Source organism: Pseudoalteromonas distincta (assembly GCF_005877035.1).
GTDB classification, from domain to species: Bacteria; Pseudomonadota; Gammaproteobacteria; order Enterobacterales; family Alteromonadaceae; genus Pseudoalteromonas; species Pseudoalteromonas distincta.
Map to the genome: position 1 here is coordinate 3,603,311 of NZ_CP040558.1, position 22,741 is coordinate 3,626,051.

At 40.5% G+C, this 22,741-nt stretch carries 19 protein-coding genes; 8 read left to right on the forward strand and 11 right to left on the reverse strand.

Annotated elements, in window-relative coordinates; all coding sequences use genetic code 11:
* Positions 1-39: 39 nt before the first annotated feature.
* Positions 40-1,440, forward strand: coding sequence for a 3-isopropylmalate dehydratase large subunit (gene leuC / locus FFU37_RS16195; protein ID WP_039488648.1), 1,401 nt, complete (start codon positions 40-42; stop codon positions 1,438-1,440).
* Complete coding sequence (leuD, locus tag FFU37_RS16200) at positions 1,440-2,039, forward strand: 3-isopropylmalate dehydratase small subunit (protein WP_002961095.1); 600 nt, start codon at positions 1,440-1,442, stop codon at positions 2,037-2,039. The genes leuC and leuD overlap by 1 nt, the downstream gene beginning before the upstream one ends.
* Before the next feature lie 93 nt (positions 2,040-2,132).
* Here the strand turns inward: leuD and FFU37_RS16205 are convergent, their stop codons facing one another.
* Positions 2,133-3,632: a DUF3360 family protein gene (locus FFU37_RS16205; protein ID WP_039488646.1), complete on the reverse strand. Its 1,500-nt coding sequence runs from the start codon at positions 3,630-3,632 to the stop codon at positions 2,133-2,135.
* A gap of 418 nt (positions 3,633-4,050) precedes the next feature.
* Between FFU37_RS16205 and FFU37_RS16210 the strand changes: the two genes are divergently transcribed.
* Complete coding sequence (locus FFU37_RS16210) at positions 4,051-5,037, forward strand: SRPBCC family protein (protein WP_138489930.1); 987 nt, start codon at positions 4,051-4,053, stop codon at positions 5,035-5,037.
* A gap of 87 nt (positions 5,038-5,124) precedes the next feature.
* Here FFU37_RS16210 and FFU37_RS16215 read toward each other — a convergent pair whose 3' ends face one another.
* Positions 5,125-6,750, reverse strand: a complete 1,626-nt coding sequence (locus tag FFU37_RS16215) for an endonuclease (protein WP_138489931.1) — start codon at positions 6,748-6,750, stop codon at positions 5,125-5,127.
* 303 nt (positions 6,751-7,053) lie between these two features.
* On the opposite strand from FFU37_RS16215, the gene FFU37_RS16220 reads away from it, so the two are divergent.
* From FFU37_RS16220 to FFU37_RS16235, 4 genes are all read left to right on the forward strand, one after another.
* Entirely contained in the window at positions 7,054-8,868 is a 1,815-nt protein-coding gene (locus FFU37_RS16220; protein WP_138489932.1) for an assimilatory sulfite reductase (NADPH) flavoprotein subunit, read from the forward strand.
* 61 nt (positions 8,869-8,929) lie between these two features.
* Complete coding sequence (cysI, locus tag FFU37_RS16225) at positions 8,930-10,627, forward strand: assimilatory sulfite reductase (NADPH) hemoprotein subunit (protein ID WP_002961104.1); 1,698 nt, start codon at positions 8,930-8,932, stop codon at positions 10,625-10,627.
* 43 nt (positions 10,628-10,670) lie between these two features.
* Positions 10,671-11,411 (forward strand): phosphoadenylyl-sulfate reductase, encoded by a 741-nt coding sequence (locus FFU37_RS16230; protein WP_138489933.1) that lies wholly within the window; start codon positions 10,671-10,673, stop codon positions 11,409-11,411.
* A 145-nt stretch (positions 11,412-11,556) separates the two neighbouring features.
* The gene (locus tag FFU37_RS16235; RefSeq protein WP_138489934.1) at positions 11,557-12,105 is read left to right on the forward strand and encodes a DUF4124 domain-containing protein; all 549 of its coding nucleotides are present in this window, start codon (positions 11,557-11,559) and stop codon (positions 12,103-12,105) included.
* Here FFU37_RS16235 and FFU37_RS16240 read toward each other — a convergent pair whose 3' ends face one another.
* From FFU37_RS16240 to FFU37_RS16255, 4 genes are all read right to left on the reverse strand, one after another.
* Positions 12,106-12,360: a hypothetical protein gene (locus FFU37_RS16240; RefSeq protein WP_138489935.1), complete on the reverse strand. Its 255-nt coding sequence runs from the start codon at positions 12,358-12,360 to the stop codon at positions 12,106-12,108. It lies immediately after the preceding gene.
* 452 nt (positions 12,361-12,812) lie between these two features.
* Positions 12,813-15,557, reverse strand: coding sequence for an aconitate hydratase AcnA (acnA, locus tag FFU37_RS16245; RefSeq protein WP_138489936.1), 2,745 nt, complete (start codon positions 15,555-15,557; stop codon positions 12,813-12,815).
* A 205-nt stretch (positions 15,558-15,762) separates the two neighbouring features.
* Positions 15,763-16,191 carry a hypothetical protein gene (locus tag FFU37_RS16250; RefSeq protein ID WP_138489937.1) on the reverse strand — a complete coding sequence of 143 codons (429 nt, stop codon included), beginning with the start codon at positions 16,189-16,191 and terminating at the stop codon, positions 15,763-15,765.
* A gap of 101 nt (positions 16,192-16,292) precedes the next feature.
* Positions 16,293-16,676 (reverse strand): RNA-binding S4 domain-containing protein, encoded by a 384-nt coding sequence (locus tag FFU37_RS16255; RefSeq protein WP_138489938.1) that lies wholly within the window; start codon positions 16,674-16,676, stop codon positions 16,293-16,295.
* A 245-nt stretch (positions 16,677-16,921) separates the two neighbouring features.
* Between FFU37_RS16255 and FFU37_RS16260 the strand changes: the two genes are divergently transcribed.
* Complete coding sequence (locus tag FFU37_RS16260) at positions 16,922-17,209, forward strand: hypothetical protein (RefSeq protein ID WP_033021452.1); 288 nt, start codon at positions 16,922-16,924, stop codon at positions 17,207-17,209.
* A 145-nt stretch (positions 17,210-17,354) separates the two neighbouring features.
* Here FFU37_RS16260 and FFU37_RS16265 read toward each other — a convergent pair whose 3' ends face one another.
* From FFU37_RS16265 to glnA, 5 genes are all read right to left on the reverse strand, one after another.
* Positions 17,355-17,813: a cyclic nucleotide-binding domain-containing protein gene (locus FFU37_RS16265; protein ID WP_138489939.1), complete on the reverse strand. Its 459-nt coding sequence runs from the start codon at positions 17,811-17,813 to the stop codon at positions 17,355-17,357.
* Between the two features lie 29 nt (positions 17,814-17,842).
* The gene (gene ntrC, locus FFU37_RS16270) at positions 17,843-19,228 is read right to left on the reverse strand and encodes a nitrogen regulation protein NR(I) (protein WP_002961117.1); all 1,386 of its coding nucleotides are present in this window, start codon (positions 19,226-19,228) and stop codon (positions 17,843-17,845) included.
* Between the two features lie 14 nt (positions 19,229-19,242).
* Positions 19,243-20,313, reverse strand: coding sequence for a nitrogen regulation protein NR(II) (glnL, locus tag FFU37_RS16275; protein WP_002961118.1), 1,071 nt, complete (start codon positions 20,311-20,313; stop codon positions 19,243-19,245).
* A gap of 82 nt (positions 20,314-20,395) precedes the next feature.
* Positions 20,396-20,917 carry a DUF4124 domain-containing protein gene (locus tag FFU37_RS16280; protein WP_138489940.1) on the reverse strand — a complete coding sequence of 174 codons (522 nt, stop codon included), beginning with the start codon at positions 20,915-20,917 and terminating at the stop codon, positions 20,396-20,398.
* A gap of 113 nt (positions 20,918-21,030) precedes the next feature.
* Positions 21,031-22,437, reverse strand: a complete 1,407-nt coding sequence (gene glnA, locus FFU37_RS16285) for a glutamate--ammonia ligase (RefSeq protein WP_002961121.1) — start codon at positions 22,435-22,437, stop codon at positions 21,031-21,033.
* Positions 22,438-22,741: the final 304 nt, after the last annotated feature.

The window sequence follows — 22,741 nt, forward strand, 5'->3', positions numbered from 1 at the left end:
CCGTTATGCTGCAACTCAAACAGATTAGGGAATTAGCAAGTGGCCCAAACGTTATACGACAAAATTTGGCAAGCACATACCGTTGCCAGCATAAACGAGCAAACCGACTTACTTTATATTGACCGCCATTTAGTGCATGAAGTTACTTCTCCGCAGGCCTTTGCAGGTCTACGTGAAAAAAACCGTACTGTACGTTGCCCAGAAAAAACCTTTGCAACGATGGATCATAACGTATCGACTAAAAGCCGATCACTTGATGCCGCAAGCGAAGTGTCTAAAAACCAATTAATGGCGCTTGATAAAAACTGTAAAGAGTTTGGTATTGTACTTTACGATTTAAACTCAATTAACCAAGGCATTGTGCACGTAATGGGCCCAGAGCAAGGTATTACTTTGCCAGGCACAACCATTGTATGTGGCGATAGCCATACTTCTACGCATGGTGCGTTTGGCGCATTAGCGCATGGTATTGGTACGTCTGAGGTTGAGCACGTATTAGCAACTCAAACGCTACAGCAAAAAAAGGCGAAATCGTTAAAAATTCAAATTAACGGTGTATTGCGTCCAACGGTTACAGCTAAAGATTTAATTATGGCGGTAATTGGCAAGTTAGGTACTGCTGGTGGCACAGGCTATGTAGCTGAATTTTGTGGTGCAGGCATTGAAGCGCTTTCAATGGAAGCCCGTATGACGCTATGTAATATGAGCATAGAAATGGGTGCAAAAGCGGGTTTAATTGCATCTGACCAAATTACTTATGATTATTTAAAAGGTCGTCCGTTTGCACCTAAAGGCGCAGATTTTGATGCAGCCGTTGAATATTGGGAAACCTTAAAAACAGACGAAGGCGCACACTTTGATTTAGTTGTTGAGCTAAATGCCGACGACATTCAGCCACAAATTACTTGGGGCACAAGCCCAGAGCAAGTAATTGGTGTTGATGAGTGCATACCCGATCCAGATAAAGAGCCAGATTTAATTAAAGCCGATGCCATTCGCAGCGCACTTAAATACATGGACTTAAAAGCGGGCGATAAATTATCAAGCGCAAAAGTAGACACGGTATTTATTGGCTCATGTACTAATAGCCGTATTGAAGATTTACGTGCTGCGGCAAAAATTGTTGAAGGCAAGCAAGTTGTAGCCGGTATAGAGGCGTTAATTGTACCGGGCTCTGGCTTAGTTAAAAAACAAGCAGAAGACGAAGGCTTAGCCGATATTTTTAAAGCTGCAGGCTTTGAATGGCGCGAACCAGGTTGTTCTATGTGTTTAGCGATGAACGATGACCGCCTAGAAGCAGGCAAGCGTTGTGCATCTACTTCTAATCGTAACTTTGAAGGTCGTCAAGGTCGTGGCGGGCGTACCCATTTAGTTAGCCCTGCAATGGCTGCAGCCGCTGCAATACATGGTCACTTTGTTGATATTAGAGGAGAAGCCTAATGAGCGTATTTTTTAGTGGCTTAATGGCCCCACTTGATAAAAACAATGTAGATACTGACCAAATTATTCCTAAGCAGTTTTTAACATCAACTAGCCGCGAAGGCTTTGATGCGGCATTGTTTTATGATTGGCGTTACCTAGATAATGGTGAGCCAAACCCTGACTTTATTTTAAATCGCCCATGCTACCAAGGCGCGCAAATATTATTAACGCGCGACAACTTTGGTTGTGGCTCATCTCGCGAGCACGCGCCATGGGCACTTAAGCAATATGGTTTTGAAGTTATTTTAGCTGAAAGCTTTGCAGATATTTTCTTTAATAACTGTGGTAACAACCAAATGTTAGCCATAGCGTTACCTGCCGACACGCTTGAGCAATTGTTTGTACTTAGCGAGCAGCACGACGATATTAACATTGAAATCGACCTTGAAAATCAAACACTAACAAGTAGTAAGTTTGCGCCAATTAGTTTTGATATTCGTAAAGACGTAAAAGAGCGCTTATTAAGTGGCTTAGATTTTATTGGTGTAACCGAAACACTAAACCCACAGATTGATGCGTTTGAAAAACAACTAGCAGCTGAGCGCCCTTGGCAGTAATTGTTTAACTTGTATATAGTAAATTCACGTATTGAAAAGCACGGCAATTGCCGTGCTTTTTTGTGGGTAAATATTAGGTTCAGTACCTAAGGCTTAATGTCTAAAGTCAGCCATTAACGCAGGTATACCAGGTAACATGCCTACAATTGCCATTACAGTAGTAAGTAACACAAACATAATAAGTGGAATCACCCAGCGGCTCATTTTAGTTAGCTCTGCGCTACGTTCTTTACAGCCAATAAGCCCTAAGTTATCAAGTAACATAGTAAGCGACCAACCAAAAGCCGGATTAACCAAGGTTGAGGCAAACACCACAATAGCGGCTGATTGCGTTGTTTTGCCTTCGCGCGTCATTTCCATGCCAGCTTCAAGTAGCGGAATAAACACTCCTACAATAAGCGCAACACAAAGCACAGGTTGCCAAATGGCTAAATCCATAGGGTAACCCCATAAACCAGCAATAATACAAAATACGGCTGTTAAAATGGCGCCAGCCGGAATAGGGCGTTTAGCAATAGCAGCAGGTACAATGTAGGTTCCCCACGATGAGGTAAAGTTAGCACCACCGGCAAGTGAGCCAAATGTTTGTCTAACCGATGCGCTCAGCATGGTGTCGTCGATATTCATTTGTACTTTTTCAGTACGTTGCGGATAGCTTATTTTTTGAAATACTTGATGACCTAAAAAATCTGGTGACCACATAGCAACGGCGAGCACTGCAAATGGGAGTACAACCACAAAGCTTTCAAGTGTTGGTAGGCCAAGCATCCAGCCCGTGTTTTCGCCCCACCAGTATGCAGGGTTCATATTTGGTAAACCTGGAGCAGTATGAAACTCAAACGGTGCGCCTAAAGCAAAGGCAACCACGCCACCAATAAGGCAACTTAACGGCACGGCTAACCAACGCTTTTTAAAGTGCTCTAATAGCGCATACAATAAAATGGTGGCTAAAATAACAATAAACGCAATATGCGCCATATCAATAGCCTCAGCCCAGGCAAACAGCTTTTTAACCTGCGAAATAGTACCAATAAAGCCTAAATAAATGAGCAGCCCGCCACATACACCTTTACTGGTTAGGCGCGCGAGCATACTTCCTCCCTTGGTTATGGCCAAAATAAAGCCAAAGGCACCAATGAGTAAGCCAAACGCCATAGGGTGGCCGCCAGCTGCAACAACAATAGGAATTAACGGAATAAGCGGGCCGTGAGTACCAGCTAAGTTGGCTGTTGGTAAAATAAAGCCTGAGAATAAGATGATAAAAATAGAAACAATGAGTAATTCGTAGCGCACATTTTCTAAAACAAACGCATCGCTTAAACCAAGAGGTGCTGCAAATGTTGCCGCAATAGCCCCCACCATAACGACTTTACCAATAGTGCCCGCCATTGCAGGTATAGTGTCTTCAAATTCAAATCGGTAATCTCTAAACGGTAAATTAGGACGCCAGCGCTTAGGCTGCATAATTTGTAATTCATGTTCGAGATACTCGTCGCGAGTATTAAACTCTGAACTCGGCTTGTGAAGTTGCTCGTAGCTTTGAGCATTCTTGTGCGTGTTTGATGGTGCATCACCGGGTGGTGTAGTTTGCATGCGTTCTCCTGCAACATTGTTGCTTAATCAAATAAATACGGCTTTTGTTAAAGCAAATGAATATTGAGCATGCAGGGTAAATCAGCTTTTAGGCTGGGATGTATAGGCAAAAGGTCGTGCATGGTTGTTTTTAATACAGTTAATCTGACAATCAGCTTTACGTTAAAAATTATAAAACTACACAAACCGATTTAAAGTTATTATAAATCAATGGCTTGATTTTATTTTTAAAGAGTTTGATCTCTGTTTATAGCGGGAAATAGTGTTAATGGCAGGTTATTATCCTTTAGTCTTAGTGGTTGTAAAAGCCGCTTTGTTTGAAAAGCTTATTGGTAGCAGCCGTTAATTTCGTTTTATTTGTGGTGAAATAATACTTCTGTTACTTTCGGATTGTTAATAACAACAATAAAGAATAGAGATGCAACTCAACTCCCCTAAATCAATTGGTATTTTACTTGGTACGCTTTACGGCATATTTATGCGACTGTTTGTAGAGCTAGTCAATGCTTACAATTTAGGTAGCTTAGTCTCTATATCATTTATGTTTTTAGTGCCCGTTGCAATTGGCTATATTCGTATTCACTTTGAGTACAATGAATCAAAAACATTAACTAAAAGGCAAATGGTCACGATTGCTTGGCAGCCTATTTTTGTTTTTTTATTTGTAAGTGTAATTACTTTGCTTGAAGGCAGTATTTGTGTGGCTATGGCTTTGCCTGCTTTTATGTTTTTTGCCAGCATTGGTGGATTACTTGCGGGTTTTGTTAGAAAGCGTGAAATAAAAAAAGCGAATAGTTCTTTATTATCAATCGCGTTGTTACCTATATTGCTCTCACCTATTGAAGTTAATTTTTTAAATTTATCAAAAACATACGAAGTAACAAATTCAATAACTATTAACGCGCCCATCAATGTTGTGTGGCAACAGTTAGCTAATGTGAGTGATATAAAACCACAGGAAGTGCCTTTTTCACTCACTCAATTAATTGGTGTACCAAAGCCATTAAAGGCAAGTATGAATGCTAGCGGTATAGGCGCTGTTCGCACAAGTACTTGGCAAAAAGGCGTTGTGTTTAAAGAAGTAATAACCGACTGGCAACCAAATAAACAGATGCATTATAGATTTGATATAGACCCAGATGCTATTCCCGATGACGCACTCGATAAACACGTAAAACTTGGCGGTGAATACTTTTCTCCACTTTACGGTGGTTATCAGCTAAGTGAAGAAAAAAGCGGCAATACAATTTTAACGTTAAAAACGACCGTGCAAGACAATACAAATTTTGGTATTTATTCACGAATATGGGGAGAGGTGATATTTCAAGATTTCCATCATTCACTTTTAACGTTGATGAAAAACAGAGCTGAAAAGTCACTTATCGCAACTGTTTCTTATAATTAGCTTAAATCATCATATTTTTAAAAAATATTACACACTAAAAGATAAAGCCTTTGCATTTGCAAAGGCTTTTGTTTTAACTGCTAACTTTTACCAAATCATTTCTACAAATTCAGGGTGGTCGATATACGGGTTACGATTACCTTGAAATTCGAAGGCTGCTTGGTTACGGTCAAGTTCCATTTGGCTTACAGGATCGCTGTTATGCCAGTCAAGCAGCATGGCTACAACCCAGCTTTCAAACACTTGGTTGCTTGAACCATTAAGCACTGCATTACTTGAGGTCGTTTTGGTTTGCCAAGTGCCTATTACATTTTCGTAGCGCGTTGCCATGTAAAAATAAGCACGTGCAAAGTCACCTTTAAATTCGTCAACTGGCTCAAATACAGTACCTGAGTAATTTAACGAACTTGCGGCAGAACCTAATTTACTTCCGTTGGTTGATGTAAATGAAGCGCTTGCTACTTCACCAAATGGGAAATTACTACGTTTTGAGTTTACATAACCGTCGGTTGCGTAAATATGATGCACATCTGAGTTCATTGGCTCAATAGTGCCGCCAAACCAGCTTTTAGGAAATGAATGCTCACGGTTGTAACAGCCGCCTTCTCCACTATAGTTACCACATTGGTCACTCACCGCAGTATAATTGTAGCTATCTGAGCCGTTTGGTTTCTCGCTATACATATCTAAAATGCTGTTATCGTTTTCAAAGTATTTATCACGTGCAGATGAGTCGTAAAAATTCCAAATAGCCGAGTAACCCTGTGCATTATGATCTTTAATAATATTATAAAGCTCAGTTTTTAGTGCATAACCTGATAACCCTTGAGCAGTAACATAGTAGCCAGTGGGTGTCGGGTTGGTCCCGCCGCCATCACCAGAGCCACTACCTAAAGTAAATGCCGTGCTGTCTGTATTATTAAAACTTGCACCGCTAGCAAGTGTGGTAGAGCCTTGCTTAAGCGCATAGTTGCCATTACCTGTTGAACAACACATGCCATCGCCGTAGCTGTCGCTAATAACAAGTGTGTAAGTACCATCAGTTAGGCATATTTGCTCATCATACTGAGTGTTTGATGCGTAACCACTGCCGTTAGCAACAGCGCTACCTTGATTGTTATTAACGGCCCAGCTAGTTTCGCTACCGTAATTATCGGTGTTAAGCGTTAAGGTAAGGCTATTGTCGGTGCAACTTGTTGATGCGTTGCCATCAGCATTTGGTAAAAAGTTATCTACGTATACGGTTTCGCTGCCATCAAATCCACTTACATCGTAAAACCTAAGCCCAACACTAATTGTTTTATCACTGCTTGCTGTATAGCTATGGCTAATTGTTTGCCATTGGTTAGTTTGTGCTTGATTCGAATAGCCTTGATAGCCATCTACATATAAGCGCGCTTTAATTTTACCTTCGGTGTGGTAAACATCAGCCGAAAAGTTATAGGTTTTACCAGCTTCTACAGCAACCTGTTGTAGTAAATCAGTGTTACTTTGCGATCCTGTTGTTACATTGACAGCAGCAGAGCTACTACCGCTTTTAACTGTACTAGTTGAGCGCGTTAAGCTGATTCCGCTATCAATAGTGCTCCAAGAGCTAGGTGAATTACCTGACCATTGTTCAAATCCGCCATTAGCTACATTGGCCATTACAGGTAATGAGCCAAGTAACAAAGCGGTACTAAGTAGTTTATTTTTATATTTCCCGTGTAACATAGTTGTTCCTATTTTTATTTTGAATGAAGAATATACCCTACATTAGTTAGGTTACAAAATTGTTAATTTAAAGTGCAGTAAAAAGCAATAATAAGTCTTTAATCTGTTTTTGAAGGTATTTTTATAAATTAATAACTAAATGGAATATCAAAGCAGATTCTATTCTTTTTTTATCTATGCTGAGCCCGTTATCCTACTAACTTAGAAAACCTCAACAGATACGCTCTGGATGAGGTAAAACTCATTTTTAACAATACACAAAGTGTATTGTGTTTAATTTTCAGGGTTATGGGGAATCGATTCATGTTGTTAGGTCAACTAAATGCTGCGGCAAGCCCGCTATCGCAAGATCAAGTACAAAAGCTGCAAGGTTTAGTGGCTGAACTTAATCCAATTCAACAAGCGTGGGTAAGTGGTTACTTAGCTGCAAATGCTAATTCGGCTGCGTTAGGTGCTCCTACGGCAGGCGTACCGGCTGCGGGTGATGCAGCAGCGCTAACTATTTTATATGGTTCGCAAACAGGTAACGCAAAAGGTGTAGCTACCAAAATGAAAGAGCAGGCTGAGTCGCGAGGCTTAGCAGTTAAGCTTGTTAGCATGTCAGATTACAAACCAACAGCCCTGAAAAAAGAAAAGTTTTTAACTATCGTTGTATCTACTTACGGCGAAGGTGAGCCACCAGAAGACGCAGAAACACTCCACGAATTTTTAGCCACTAAAAAAGCGCCAAAACTAGACGATGTGAAAATAGCGGTTATTGGCTTAGGTGATTCTAGCTATGAGTTTTTCTGCCAGACAGCAAAAGATTTTGAAGAGCGTTTAAATAAACTCGGTGCACAAACTATCTATCAACGTGCTGATTTAGATGTAGATTACGAAGATGAAGCCGCTACGTGGATCGCCGGTGCAGTTGATGCATTTGAACCTGATTTAAAAGCGCAGCAAGAAGCCGCTGGTGGTCAAGTTGTATCAATGCCATTTGGCGCTCCTACCTCTGCAGCAAGCCAATATACAAAACAAAATCCATTTGAAGCAGAGCTATTAACTGTTCAAAAAATTACCGGTCGCGACTCGACTAAAGATGTACGCCACGTTGAAATTTCGCTTGAAGGTTCTGACATTACTTACACGCCAGGTGATTCATTAGGTGTGTACTTTTTAAATGACGATGTATTAGTTGATGAAGTACTTACACTTACTCAAATAGATGCAACAAGCATTGTAAAAGTAGGTGATGAAGAGCTAAGCGTACGCGATGCACTTATTGAAAAACTAGAGCTGACTCAGTCGTACCCAGGTTTTGTAGAAAAATACGCAACAGCAACAGGTACGCCTGAATTATTAAAGCTTGTAGAAGATAAAGCTGCAATGCGTGCGTATATTGAACCTCGTCAAATATTTGATGTGATTCGCCAAAATCCAGCAAAAATTGATGCGCAAACATTAGTAGATTGCCTACGTAAACTACAAGCTCGTTTGTACTCAATTGCATCTAGCCAAGCTGAGGTTGAAGACGAAGTACATTTAACACTAGGTCTAGTGCAGTTTGATGCATTTGATAGCGAGCATTTAGGTGGTTGTACTGGTTACTTAACTCGTCGTGCAGAAGAAGGTTGTAAAGTTAAAGTATTTAGCGAACACAACGACAATTTCCGCCTACCCACTAACGATGATACACCTGTTATTATGGTTGGTCCTGGTACGGGTATTGCGCCGTTCCGTGCATTTTTACAAGAGCGTGATTCACGTGAAGCACAAGGCAAAAACTGGTTGTTCTTTGGTAACCCACATTTCACTCAAGACTTTTTATACCAAGTAGAAATACAGGGTTATTTAAAATCGGGTTTACTTAACAAAGTAGATGTTGCATTTAGCCGTGACCAAGCAGAAAAAGTATACGTACAAGACAAATTACGCAGTAACAGTAAAGACGTGTTTGAATGGTTAGAAGCCGGCGCTCACTTTTATATTTGTGGCGATGCAAATCGCATGGCAAAAGATGTACACAACGCCTTGGTTGATATTGTTAAAGAAAACACAGGCAAGAGCAATGAAGACGCAGAGCAATATTTAAAAGATTTGCGTAGCGCAAACCGCTATCAGAAAGACGTGTATTAATCACGTTTCTTATTTTATTTAACAGCTAGCAGCCGTCACTGTAACAAATTTAGGATTTAAAATGAGCGAACAAGATAAAAACGTAAAACTTTCTGATAACGAACGTTTGAAAAGAGAAAGCAACTTTTTACGTGGCACCATAGAGCAAGATTTAAAAGACGAAATTACCGGTGGTTTTACTGCCGATAACTTTCAGTTAATACGTTTTCATGGCATGTACCAACAAGATGACCGCGATATACGTGGTGAGCGCGCTAAGCAAAAGCTAGAGCCGCTACATAATGTAATGTTACGTGCACGTATGCCTGGCGGTATTATTAAGCCAGAGCAGTGGTTAGCAATTGATAAGTTTGCTGATGAAAAAACAAGCTACGGCAGCATTCGTTTAACTACGCGTCAAACGTTTCAGTTTCATGGTGTATTAAAGCCGAATATTAAAGGCATGCACCAAATGCTTAACAGCGTAGGTATAGACTCTATTGCAACTGCGGGCGATGTTAACCGTAACGTGCTTTGTACTACTAACCCTGTTGAGTCTGAGTTACACCAAGAAGCTTACGACTGGGCTGCAAAAATTTCTGAACATTTATTACCAAAAACGAAAGCGTATGCTGAAATTTGGCTAAATGGCGAAAAAGCAGAAACCACAGAAGAGCCAATTTTAGGATCTAACTACTTACCGCGTAAGTTTAAAACAACGGTGACTATTCCACCTAACAACGAAGTTGATGTGCACGCTAACGATTTAAACTTTGTGGCAATTGCTGATAACGGCAAGCTAGTTGGTTTTAACGTATTAGTGGGCGGTGGCCTTGCCATGACGCATGGCGATACAGCAACTTATCCGCGCAAAGCCGATGACTTTGGCTTTATTACGCTAGAAGATACCTTAAAAATTGCAGAGCATGTTGTATCTGTGCAGCGCGATTGGGGTAATCGTTCAAACCGTAAAAATGCAAAAACTAAATACACATTAGACCGTGTTGGCGTTGATGTATTTAAAGCAGAAGTAGAAAAACGCTCAGGCGTTACATTTGCACCAAGCCGCCCATTTGAGTTTACTCATCGTGGCGATCGTATTGGTTGGGTTGAAGGCATTGATGGTAAGCACCACTTAACGCTATTTATTCAAAGTGGTCGTATTTTAGACTACCCAGGCAAGCCGCTTAAAACAGGTTGTCGTAAAATCGCAGAAGTTCACCAAGGTGACATGCGTATGACGGCAAACCAAAACCTAATTATTGCTGGCGTACCTGCAGATCAAAAAGCCGTGATTGAAGAAATTGCTCGTAGTCATGGCCTGATTGACGACAAAGATTCGCAGCAGCGTAAAAATTCTATGGCGTGTGTTTCACTGCCAACGTGCCCACTTGCAATGGCCGAAGCAGAGCGTTACTTACCAAGCCTAGTAGAAAAAACTGAAGCATTACTTGCTAAGCACGGTATACCAGATGACAGCATTATTATGCGCGTTGTAGGTTGCCCTAACGGTTGTGGCCGCGCAATGCTTGCAGAAGCTGGTTTAGTGGGTAAAGGGCCAGGTAAGTACAACGTTTACCTAGGTGGTAATTTAGAAGGTACACGTATTCCTAAATTGTACCTTGAGAACGTAGGCGAAGACGTTTACCTAGAAGCATTCGATAAGCTCATTGGGCAATGGGCAAAAGAGCGCAATGACGGTGAGTGTTTTGGTGACTTTGTTATACGCAAAGGCATAGTTGCTGAAGTAAAAGTATCAGTAACCGATTTTCACGCTTAATTAAATACCAGCGCCAAAGCGCTGGTGAGGTTTGGAATTTACCATGAGTGAATTTAAAAACATTTTACAGCTAGATAAACAAAGCCAGGCGGCTATGTTAGCTGATGCTAATGGTTTGCTAGCGAATATGAGCGCAGAACAGCGTGTTGCATGGGCGCTTGATAACTTGCCTGATACGGCTTTTTTATCATCTAGCTTTGGTATTCAAGCGGCAGTAATGCTGCATTTAATGACCTCACAACGTCCAGATATTCCCGTTGTATTAACAGATACAGGCTATTTATTTCCTGAAACGTATCAGTTTATTGAGCAAATGAGTGAGCGTTTATCACTTAACTTAAAGGTGTATAGAGCGCAGCTAAGCCCAGCATGGCAAGAAGCTAAATTTGGTAAACTATGGGAGCAAGGCGAGGACGGCATCAAGCAATATAACCAGCTTAATAAAGTTGAGCCGATGACCCGCGCACTTAAAGAGATAGAAGCGGGCACGTGGTTTAGTGGTTTGCGTCGCGATCAATCATCTACACGTGCTGATAAACAGTTTGTAGAAATAAGCCGTGGTACCGTTAAAGTGTACCCGATTATTGAATGGTCTAACCGCGACGTGTATCAGTACCTGACTAAGCATGATTTACCTTACCACCCATTATGGGAACAAGGTTATGTGTCGATGGGTGACGTACATACAACACGTAAGTTAGAACCAGGAATGACAGAGGAAGAAACTCGCTTTTTTGGTTTAAACCGAGAATGTGGACTGCACATGGATGGTGACGGTATTTAACGTCACTACGATGCAGTTAAATCGCAAATAAATACGCAGCTTCGGCTGCGTTTTTATTTTCTTTTATTCGGGTAGAAAAAATTGCCTAATTAAGTATTTTTTATTAGACTCAAGGCATTAAAGGATTAATTAAAGCAGGAACGCTATGAAATACTTTACCTACTTAGCTATATCAATTATGGCTATTGCAGTCATCTCTTTGTTTTATTTAAAAAAGCCCGATGGTCAAACATGGCTTTCTGCATCATCAATTAGCAGTGAATCTGGGCAAATTAAAGAAAGAATGGTCGCGCTATCTAGCAATACTTTGGACCAAGCAGTGCTGGGTGTTAAGCAAGCTGGCGATAAAATTGCGAGCAGTATTTCTGATGAACCAATTGCTGCAAATGCTACCTCAAGTGGTAAAATTTATAAGTGGCAAGACGAAACAGGCCAATGGCACTTTTCTGATACACCTAACCCACATGCAAAAAGTATTGAAGTAAAACTCGATCCTAAAGATATTACTGTTATTGCTGCAGAAGACACGTCTATTTTAAATACCTCTTCAACTCCAAACACAATGTCGGCTGCACCAGAGGGGATCAGTATTTTGAACCCAGATTCGGTTAAAAAGCTATTTAATGACGCCGAAAATGTAAAAGACAAACTAGAAAAACGTAATAAAGAAATTAATAATTTAAGTGCACTTTAATTATTTAGAGTGAGTGCTTTTATGGTTTTTTAAATAACGTTTTTCGGCTTCCATCAATAATACTGTTAAATATATTTTAGTGGGAAGCGACAGCAGCACGCCTACAGCAATGCATGCCGCCGCTATAATTATTCCTTTAATACCATGATTAACAGTGAAGTAACTCGACACAATTAAAGTGTGGCCAGTCACGATAAGGCACAACCCAAGCACTATTGATGTTTTAAGCAGTCTAATTACCATTGTTTGCGACATAGTTACCTCACTAAGAGTAGCCCTAGGGCCTGTTTATCTTTCGAGGTTAAATTTGCAGCAGTGTGTTTGGTATTTAGGCAAGGCAGAGCCTATGTAGTGCGGTTATTCCCCATGAATAGGCGATAACGTGGAATAAATGCCAAACATGCGCTGCCCGAAGGGTTCTGCCTAGGGGCTATTTACTCTTTGTTGCCTACATGGATGTAGGTAAGGGGCGTGAGCAGGACGCGTAAGCTTTGCTCGGTTTTTACTTAGCCCACTAGGTTACAAACCTCACGCCGCGATTAAATAGCCCCTAGGTTGAACAAATTTTAATCCTGAAAGGTCAACAGGCCCTAGTGTAGGCACGCTTTAAATGCTTAGTATTGATTTAAGACAACAAACAGCACATATAAAAAAGCCCAGCTTATTACTAAGCTGGGCTTTTTTATATGTATTAACTACTGCCTTTGTTAGTCGAGCATATTACGCAGTACATATTGTAAAATGCCGCCGTGTTTGTAGTAATCCCACTCTTTAGGGGTATCAATACGTACGTCTGCACTCAAGGTTACTTTTTTACCTTCCGCATTTGTAGCAATAACGGTAACTTCATCGGTTTTATCGTACAGGCCATCAATATCAAATTGTTCTTGCCCTGTTAACCCGTGTGACTCGTAGCTTTCACCTTCTTTAAATTGCAGAGGTAATACACCCATACCAATTAAGTTAGAGCGATGAATACGTTCATAGCTTTGTGCTACAACGGCTTTAACGCCTAATAAAAGTGAACCTTTAGCAGCCCAGTCACGAGATGAACCCGTGCCATATTCTTTGCCCGCTAAAATAATGAGTGGCGTATTATTTTTTTGATACTCCATTGCTGCATCATAAATGCTCTCTAGCGTATCGCCAGGCTGAGTACGTGTTACGCCGCCCTCTGTACCAGGAGCTAGTAAGTTTTTAAGACGCACATTAGCGAACGTTCCACGCATCATTACTTCGTGATTACCACGGCGTGAGCCGTACGAGTTAAATTGCGCTTTATCTACATCTTTCTCTTGCAAGTATAAACCTGCTGGCGCTTCTGCTTTAATAGCACCCGCTGGAGAAATATGGTCAGTGGTTACTGAATCCCCAAGTTTAGCTAAACAACGTGCACCTTCAATAGAAGGAATGCCCGGTGGTTCTACTTTCATACCATCAAAAAAGGGTGCTTTTTTAATATAGGTAGATGCATCATCCCAATCGTAAAGTTTGCCATCCGGTATTTTAATTTGCTGCCAACGGCTATCGCCTTCGTAAACGTTAGCGTAGCTTTTTTCAAACATTTCCTTAGTTACGGTTTCTTTAACTAAGTCACTTACTTCTTTAACGCTTGGCCAAATGTTTTTAAGGTAAATATCGTTACCGTTAGCATCTTGAGCAAGGGGTTCGTTGTATACGTCAATATCGGTTCTACCTGCAATGGCATAAGCTACAACAAGCGGAGGAGAGGCTAAAAAGTTCATTTTAACATCTTGGTGAATACGCCCTTCAAAGTTACGGTTACCCGATAAAATAGAGCTCACTACTAATTTATGTTTTTGAATCGCGTCTGATATTTCAGTTGCAAGTGGCCCTGAATTACCAATACACGTAGTACAGCCGTAGCCAACTAAGTTAAAGCCTAGGCTTTCTAGGTCATCCATCAGGCCAGCTTTTTCTAGGTAGTCGGTAACTACTTTTGAGCCTGGAGCAAGTGATGTTTTAACCCAAGGTTTTACATTAATGCCTAACTGTTTTGCTTTTTTAGCAACCAAACCAGCAGCTAAAATAACACTTGGATTAGAGGTGTTGGTACAGCTGGTAATTGCGGCAATAACACAAGCGCCATCGTTTAGCTCAAACTCTTGGCCTTTAAATTTAACCTTAGCGGCACCCATAAACTGCGCTTCGTTAACTGGCTCATCTGGATTTGTTGTCGGCCCTTCACTCTCAATACGAGCTTGTTCTTCATCGCTTTTATCACGACGAGCCATACGTTCGTCTTGGAAGCCTTTTAAATGATCGCCAATAACTTTGCCAGCTTCGTTTAAGGCAATTCTATCTTGTGGGCGTTTAGGGCCTGCAAGGCTTGGTACAACGTCATCTAATTTAAGCTCAAGTGTATCGGTATAATTAGCTTCGTCGCCATCGTTACGCCATAAGCCTTGATGCTTAGCGTAATCTTCAATTACTTTTAAGTGTTTTTCGTCGCGGTTTGTTAAACGAAGGTAGTTAATGGTCTCATCATCAATTGGGAAAATACCACACGTAGCGCCGTATTCTGGTGCCATATTGGCTATGGTTGCTCTATCGGCAAGTGGTAGGTCGGCAAGGCCGTCACCATAAAATTCTACAAATTTACCCACTACGCCATGATTACGCAGTATTTCGGTTACTGTTAACACTAAATCGGTTGCGGTAGTACCTTCAGGTAAACGTCCGCTTAGCTTCATACCTACTACTTGTGGAATGAGTAAGCTAATTGGCTGACCAAGCATGGCTGCTTCAGCTTCAATGCCGCCTACACCCCAACCAAGCACGCCTAAGCCATTAATCATGGTGGTGTGAGAGTCAGTCCCTACAAGCGTATCTGGGTAAGCGAATTTTTTTCCGTCGCGCTCTTCATTAAAAACAACGCGCGCTAAGTATTCTAGGTTTACTTGGTGAACAATGCCGGTTGCTGGTGGCACTACTTTTAAATTATCAAAAGCGGTTTGTCCCCAACGTAAAAATTCATAACGTTCTTTATTTCGGTCGTACTCAAGTTTTGCATTTAAATCAAATGCACCATCATTTCCGTAGCCATCTACTTGTACCGAATGGTCAATCACAAGTTCAGCAGGCGATAACGGGTTTATTTTTGCAGGATCTCCACCTAGCTTTTCCATTGCGTCACGCATCGCGGCTAAATCTACAATAGCGGGTACGCCGGTAAAATCTTGCATAACAACACGGGCGGGAGTAAAGGCAACTTCAGATGCAGGCTTTGCTTGAGGATCCCAATTAAGAAGGGCTTGAATGTCTTGTTCTTTTATATTTACGCCATCTTCGTTACGAAGAAGGTTTTCAAGTAGTACTTTTAAGGAAAAGGGCAATCGTTTCGCTTTGTCGCCAAGTCCTTTTAGAGAATGAATATGATATTGCTCACCATTTATTGTGAGCTGATGTTGGGTATCGAAACTATTATTCATTATTTGCCCCTTTATGAATTATAAAAATGTTTTGAAGAGTGACCTCTGTAGTGTTCGAGTTGCAAAGTACATACCAGTGTAAAAAATCGCGTTTAGAGAACGAATTTTATACAGTTATTATAGTAGAGATGATGCTGAAAAATTTAATTTCAAGAGATGATTTAAAAGAAGAGATAGGGTCAAAAGTTATTTCGACCCTTATTAATTACTGTAACCAACCTTGTTGCTTACCTTTAATGCTCAAACAAAGTAAAGCGATGGCAATAATGATTACAAAAATAGGCATAAATACCGCACTTGCGCCAAGTAGCTCAATACTATTTATGACCATAAAATTATAATATTGCTGAATTAAAATAGCGCCGAGCGATAGCGCAAAAGTAGGTGTTGCCAGCGCGTTTTTAGCAAGTAAAAACAGACAACCCAAAGTGCTTCCAAATACAGCTACAGCAAATGCAATGGTTGACCAAAGAGGGATGTCAGAGTAGGCAGCTTGTTGATCTAACGGAAGTTTACCTATCATTTCGGGTGTCATCATCATGTGCATAGCAAATGCAATAACGCCAAGTAAGTTCCATACGAGTGCCGCCCATACAACGGGTTTAAACCAATTTTTAGGTGTGTTTACAGACATTTTATAACCTTGTTTTTATTATTATTAACGAGGTTATTAAAGAGTAAAAAGGCCAACTATACAAGTTGGCCTTTTTATATAAAAAGAGTGCTTTTAAATGCTTAACCAAATGAAATAGGACGACGACCTGTTTTATCATCTACTTTTGGTTTTTTAGTTCGCTTACGCTTACTTTTAGCTGGTTGATTTGTTGGTTGTGGTACAGCTTGTTTTGACTCTGCTTGAGTTTGTACCGAAGGTTTTTCTGCAGGGATTGCATCTTCACTTAGTGAGAGTTTAAAAAACTCACCATCAAACTCTAGTACATCACCACTGTATAATTTTTTCCGTTTAATTGTACAAATTTCATGGTTAACACCCACATAGCCTTCAGTAATTAGGTTTTTAGCTTGGCCGCCACCTTCAACTAAGTTTAGTACTTTTAATAATTTACAGAGCTCAATCGGCTCTTCTTCTAATTCTATTTCTATGTATTCTTCGTTCATATTTGCTCTCGGTGGGGTAACGCACAAGCTGTAGTATAAAGGCTTGCAGCTACTTTTGCACCAAAGCAAGTAACTTTAGCTAATTGTAATAGGGAAATAACGACGAAAGTTTTTATGTATTTTATCTGTCTTTAAAAAAACTGAAGCAATTGAAGAGTAATCTTTGCAGCAGTTAATTTTACGTATGGCCTGCTAATTGCTAAAACTTTGGCGGAATAAATATTTTTCATTAAATGGAGTAGGAAATGGGCGTAAGATTAGCAATGAAAAAAGAGCTAATGGGATTAGATAATTCAGGTATGTTAACTGCTGACGATGTTAGAGAGCACCTTGCTAATTCTGTAAAAAAGCAAGCTGATCAAGATGAGCGCGGTTTTTCTGTAATTTCAAAATTCAATGATACCCATAGCCGTTTAGTTAGTGGTGATGCCACGAGAAAAACAAAACTTGAATTTGAACGTCATCGTTTGTTTAAAGAAGTTTTATATACTCGCAAAAGTGTTGATGCTTGGTTAGATAGCCAAATTAGCTGATTTGCTATTTATCAAAAATATAGTTTTAGTGTGCTTAGCCATTTTATTAAGTACGTGTCAGTAACCGACTGCGTATATTTATACATAAACGTTGAGTGCAACTCAAAGGTAGCAGCTAGAATCAACTTGGGGATATAAACAGTCTCTAACCGTGGATTTCTATATGCTCGCTAAGTTTTGCAATACGCAGGCTCATACCTTCAATAATTCGGTCTTTAATTTTTTCGCGGATAACATTAGGTAAGCGGGTGAGTGCTTCAGGGGTAATGGCAATTACTATGGTGTCGGTTTTAGCGCGAGCACTGGTACTGCGCTCTCGGTTATTTATAAAGGCACCTTCACCTATAAATTCACCGGGCTCTATAGTGCCAAGTTCTAGCAAATGGTTATGCTTAAATACTAATAATGCGCCGCTAAGTACAATGTACAAGCGCTTGTCGTTATCGTATTGCTTAAATAAAAATTGATGCTGACTTACTAAATATAACAGGCCGAACGACTCCAATAAGACTTGGCGCTCGCTGAGCGTAAATTCTTTAAAAAAGTGCAGCCTGTTTATAATTTCCATTTGTTTGAATAATGGAATATGTTCGATTAGCTTCATCAATAACCAAATGTGTTAAAAGCGTTTAATCAGCTAATATTGCGCTCTTTTAATTTTCGGGTCAACGTGTTGCGTCCCCAACCAATTTTTATAGCAGCATCTTGCTTATGACCAGAGCAATTAGCCAGGGCTGTTTTTATTAAGCGAGTTTCTAGTTGAGCTTGAATGTCAGGCCAAATATTTTCTTTGCCTTTTTTTAGCTCTTGATTAAGCCATTGTTGGAATGCATCGAGCCAATCACCTTCTTCTTGGGTTGGTGAAGCATCCAGAATCTCCGGCGGTAAATCTTGCTCGCTTACAAGCTCACCCGGTGCCATAACTGTTAGCCAGCGACACGTGTTTTCTAATTGGCGTACATTACCTGGCCAATTAAATAAACGTAATTGCTCAGTCGCTTTAGGGCTCAGCACTTTGCTTTCTACTTGTAGCTCTTTAGCGCTTTTATGTAAAAAGTGTTGCGATAAGCTTTCTATATCTTCAGTACGCTCTCGAAGAGCGGGTAAACGTAGGCGCACAACATTAAGACGATGAAATAAATCATCCCTAAACTTGCCTTGTTTAACTAAATCTTCAAGGTTTTGGTGCGTAGCTGCAATAATGCGTACGTCCACTTTTATACTTTGATGGCCACCAACGCGATAAAACTCACCATCGGCAAGAACGCGTAATAAACGTGTTTGTACATCAAGTGGCATATCACCAATTTCATCTAAAAATAGTGTACCGCCATTGGCTTGCTCAAAGCGGCCTTTACGTACGCTATCGGCGCCCGTAAACGCGCCTTTTTCGTGGCCAAATAACTCTGACTCAACAAGCTCTTTTGGAATGGCCGCCATGTTAAGTGCAATAAATTGATTTTCTTTACGTGGGCTATGGTTGTGCAGGGCGCTGGCGACAAGTTCTTTACCTGTGCCAGATTCACCATTTATTAATACGCTCATGCTAGAGGCCGATAGTTTACCTATCGCTCTAAACACTTCTTGCATAGCGGGTGCTTCACCAATAATGTGGGCACTTTTTGGTGGAGCTTGCTTTCGCTTAGTTTTTTTAGTGGAGTTTGCTCTGCATGCGCTCTCGACTAGCGCCACTGCTTCGTTTAAATCAAACGGCTTAGCTAGGTATTCAAAAGCACCTTTTTGGAATGCATTAACTGCAGAGTCCAAATCAGAGTGGGCTGTCATTATAATAACCGGCAGCCCAGGGTTTTGCTCTGCTATAAGCTCAAGCAACGCCATGCCATCCATACCAGGCATTCGTACGTCCGAAACTAAAACAGTAGGTTGACTAAACTTTAATGCGCTTAATACATCTTGCGCATTAGCAAAGCTTTCTGCGTTAAACCCTGCACGGGTTAGTGCTTTTTCAAGTACAAATCGAATAGAAGCATCATCATCTACAAGCCAAACTGTTTTCATGCAAACTCCAAACATTAATCTGCAAAGGGCAGATAGATATTAAATTCAGTATGTCCAGGCCAGCTATCACATTCTATATAGCCATCATGTTGATCTATCAGCGTTTGCGCTATTGAGAGTCCTAACCCTGAGCCATCTTCTTTATTGGTGATCATAGGGTAGAACAGTGTTTCACGTACACTGGGATCAATACCTGGTCCGTTATCAGATATTTGGATCAACAAGGCTTTTTTAGGTGCTTTACCTGGGCGACGATGTTGATGATTAATGCGGGTTTTTATTGTTATTTCACCGCCATCTACAAGCGCCTGCTGAGCATTTCGAACAATGTTTAATACTACTTGCTGAATTTTGCCTTGATCAATGTATACATCAGGAATGCTTGGGTCGTAATCCTTAACCAAGCTAATGTTAGAACAATTATCTAACGTACTTAGTCGTGCAACTGATTCAAGTGATTGATGTATATTGCCATACGATTTTTGCGGAAGCTGATTTGGCCCTAAAAGCCTATCTACTAATTCGCGTAATCGGTCAGCTTGCTCAATGATAAGTTCAGCACATTGGTCTCTTTCTTGTTGATCAACCTCATACTGCAATAACTGCGCCGCTCCGCGAATTCCACCTAAAGGATTTTTAATTTCGTGAGCTAAGCCTCTAATTAGATTTCGGGCTGCTTGGTATTGATGCATTTGATTAGACGCTTGGTCGTGCTTAATTTCGTCATCAGTTTGGCGCCACTCAAATAAAATATAAAGTGAGCCATCAAACTTAATTTGTCGTGTACTTACGGCTACTTTTGCATGGCGAGAATCGCTAAAAACCACGTCAGCTCTGTGCTGCTGGCAATCTACACCTTCAACTAATGAGTATTGTTCTATACGCTGCAAATCGATTGAATGGTAATTAAAAAGACTGTCGAAAGGCTGATCTAATAGGCGCTTGTTACCAAGGCCAAGCAGTTCGCTAGTACTGGTATTGGCATAGACAACGGTAAAGTTTTTATCAAGCAACATGATAGCGGTTGTTTGATTTTGCCAAATAGCATCGAGTAGCTCAGGGCTAAAGTTTTTATTATTAATCATAGCTGCACCATTTTAGTGCGTTGATATTTACAAGCAAGTTATATAGTAAAATACACTGCTGCACGTTTAGTAATGCCCCAATTTAGTTACTTAGGTTTAGCCCTTTTCGGTGCATAAAAAATATGCAGGGCTCACTTATAGCAATAACTTGGTTTTTACTATTAAAAAGCTTTAATTGTAGTGTGTGCTCACCACGTTCTACATCTCTTATTGCAAAGGTTGAACTGTCACTGGCTGGGCCATGTGCTTTGCCATCAATAAAAAGTTGTATAGTAAAACCAGTTTCAAAGCGCGGTTTTATTCGGCTAGTAACATAAACAGTGCCGGTATTTTCACGAATAGTCTGGTTATGATCAGGTGAGGAAATGGCAATACTAAAGCCCGCTTGTTGAGGCTGGGGTTGCTCGTCAAAAATGTCAGTATTTGTTGCAGGCATATTAAGATCTTGGCTGGTAAGCTTTACCTCTTTAGCACCTTTATGAGGGGTGTCAGAGAACACTAATACGCCATTTTTATCTTTCCAAGCGTATATCTTTGTTTCACCAGCGTAACCATAATTGCTTAATCCTAAAGCAATTAATAGTAATAAAATCTTGTTGTTCACTCTGCAGCCCTGCATTTTTGTCGGTAACTTAACTTTAGTGGAGATTGATTAATTTTACCATTAAAAAAGCCCGCAAAGCGGGCTTGAGAACACACATATTTTATACAGCTAAATTAACAGCTGTAGTACATTTCAAACTCAACTGGGTGAGTTGTCATGTTAAGCTTTTCAACTTCTTTAGATTTAAGTTCGATGTAAGCATCGATTAAGTCATCAGTGAATACACCACCTTGAGTTAAGAATTCACGGTCTGCGCTAAGTGCAGATAGTGCTTCGTCAAGTGATGCTGCAACAGTTGGGATTTCTGCTGCTTCTTCAGCTGGTAAGTCGTATAAATCTTTATCCATAGCATCGCCAGGGTGGATCTTGTTTTTGATACCATCAAGGCCAGCCATAAGCATTGCTGAGAAAGCAAGGTATGGGTTAGCTGTTGGATCTGGGAAGCGTACTTCAATACGACGACCTTTTTCAGATGGAACCACTGGGATACGGATTGATGCAGAACGGTTACGTGCAGAGTATGCAAGCATAACTGGTGCTTCAAAACCTGGTACTAAACGTTTATACGAGTTAGTAGAGGCATTTGCAAAAGCATTGATTGCTTTAGCATGCTTAATGATGCCGCCAATGTAGTAAAGTGCATCTTCAGAAAGACCGCCGTACTTATCACCAGCAAAAAGGTTTACACCATCTTTAGCAAGTGACTGGTGACAATGCATACCAGAACCGTTATCACCAACAACTGGCTTAGGCATAAACGTTGCTGTTTTACCGTATAAGTGAGCCATGTTATGGATAACATATTTCATTTCTTGGATTTCATCCGCTTTTAATACCATTGTATTAAAGCGAGTAGCAATCTCGTTTTGACCTGCTGTTGCAACTTCGTGGTGATGTGCTTCTACTACTTGGCCCATTTCTTCTAGAACTAGACACGTAGCTGAACGCCAATCTTGGAAGTCATCAACAGGAGCAACTGGGAAGTAACCGCCTTTAATACCTGGACGGTGACCTGTGTTGCCATCTGCATATTCTTTATCTGAGTTCCAAGCAGCTTGCTTAGAATCAATTTTGTACATAGAACCAGACATATCTGATTTGTATTTAACGTCGTCAAATACGAAAAACTCTGGCTCAGGGCCAAATAAAACTGTATCTGCAATACCTGTAGAGCGCATGTAATCTTCAGCACGCTTAGCAACAGAACGCGGGTCGCGCTCATAACCTTGAAGCGTTGAAGGCTCTACTACGTCACAACGTACGATTAATGTTGATTCTTCAGTGAAAGGGTCTAGTTTGATTGATTCAGCAACTGGCATTAATACCATGTCTGATTCGTTTATGCCTTTCCAGCCTGCAATTGAAGAACCGTCAAACATTTTACCGTCTTCAAAAAAGTCTTCATCAACTTGGTGATGAGGAATAGATACATGTTGTTCTTTACCCTTAGTGTCAGTAAAGCGTAAATCAATGAACTTAACGTCATTTTCTTTAATAAAATCTAAAACCGATTGTGACATGTGTCCTCCAACTATTGGGTTTTGTTATTGCTGCATAATTGCTTTGGGATTTACTAAGCTGATTTTGTGCCATTTTTATAACTAGCTGTTTATAAATTAAAAAAATATCGTTGCATCAAAATGGAATGTACAAACGCACTATGTTGGTGCGTAAATTTTCCTTTTTGGTGCAAAATTTACAGGGCACAATTTGCTGCTAATTTAATCGCTCGGAAATAGCATAACCTAAATGCAAAAGAGTACCAAAAAGATCAGCAAAATAGCCAAAAAGGCTGTTTTTCAAAAAAAATTTGAAATTTAATTC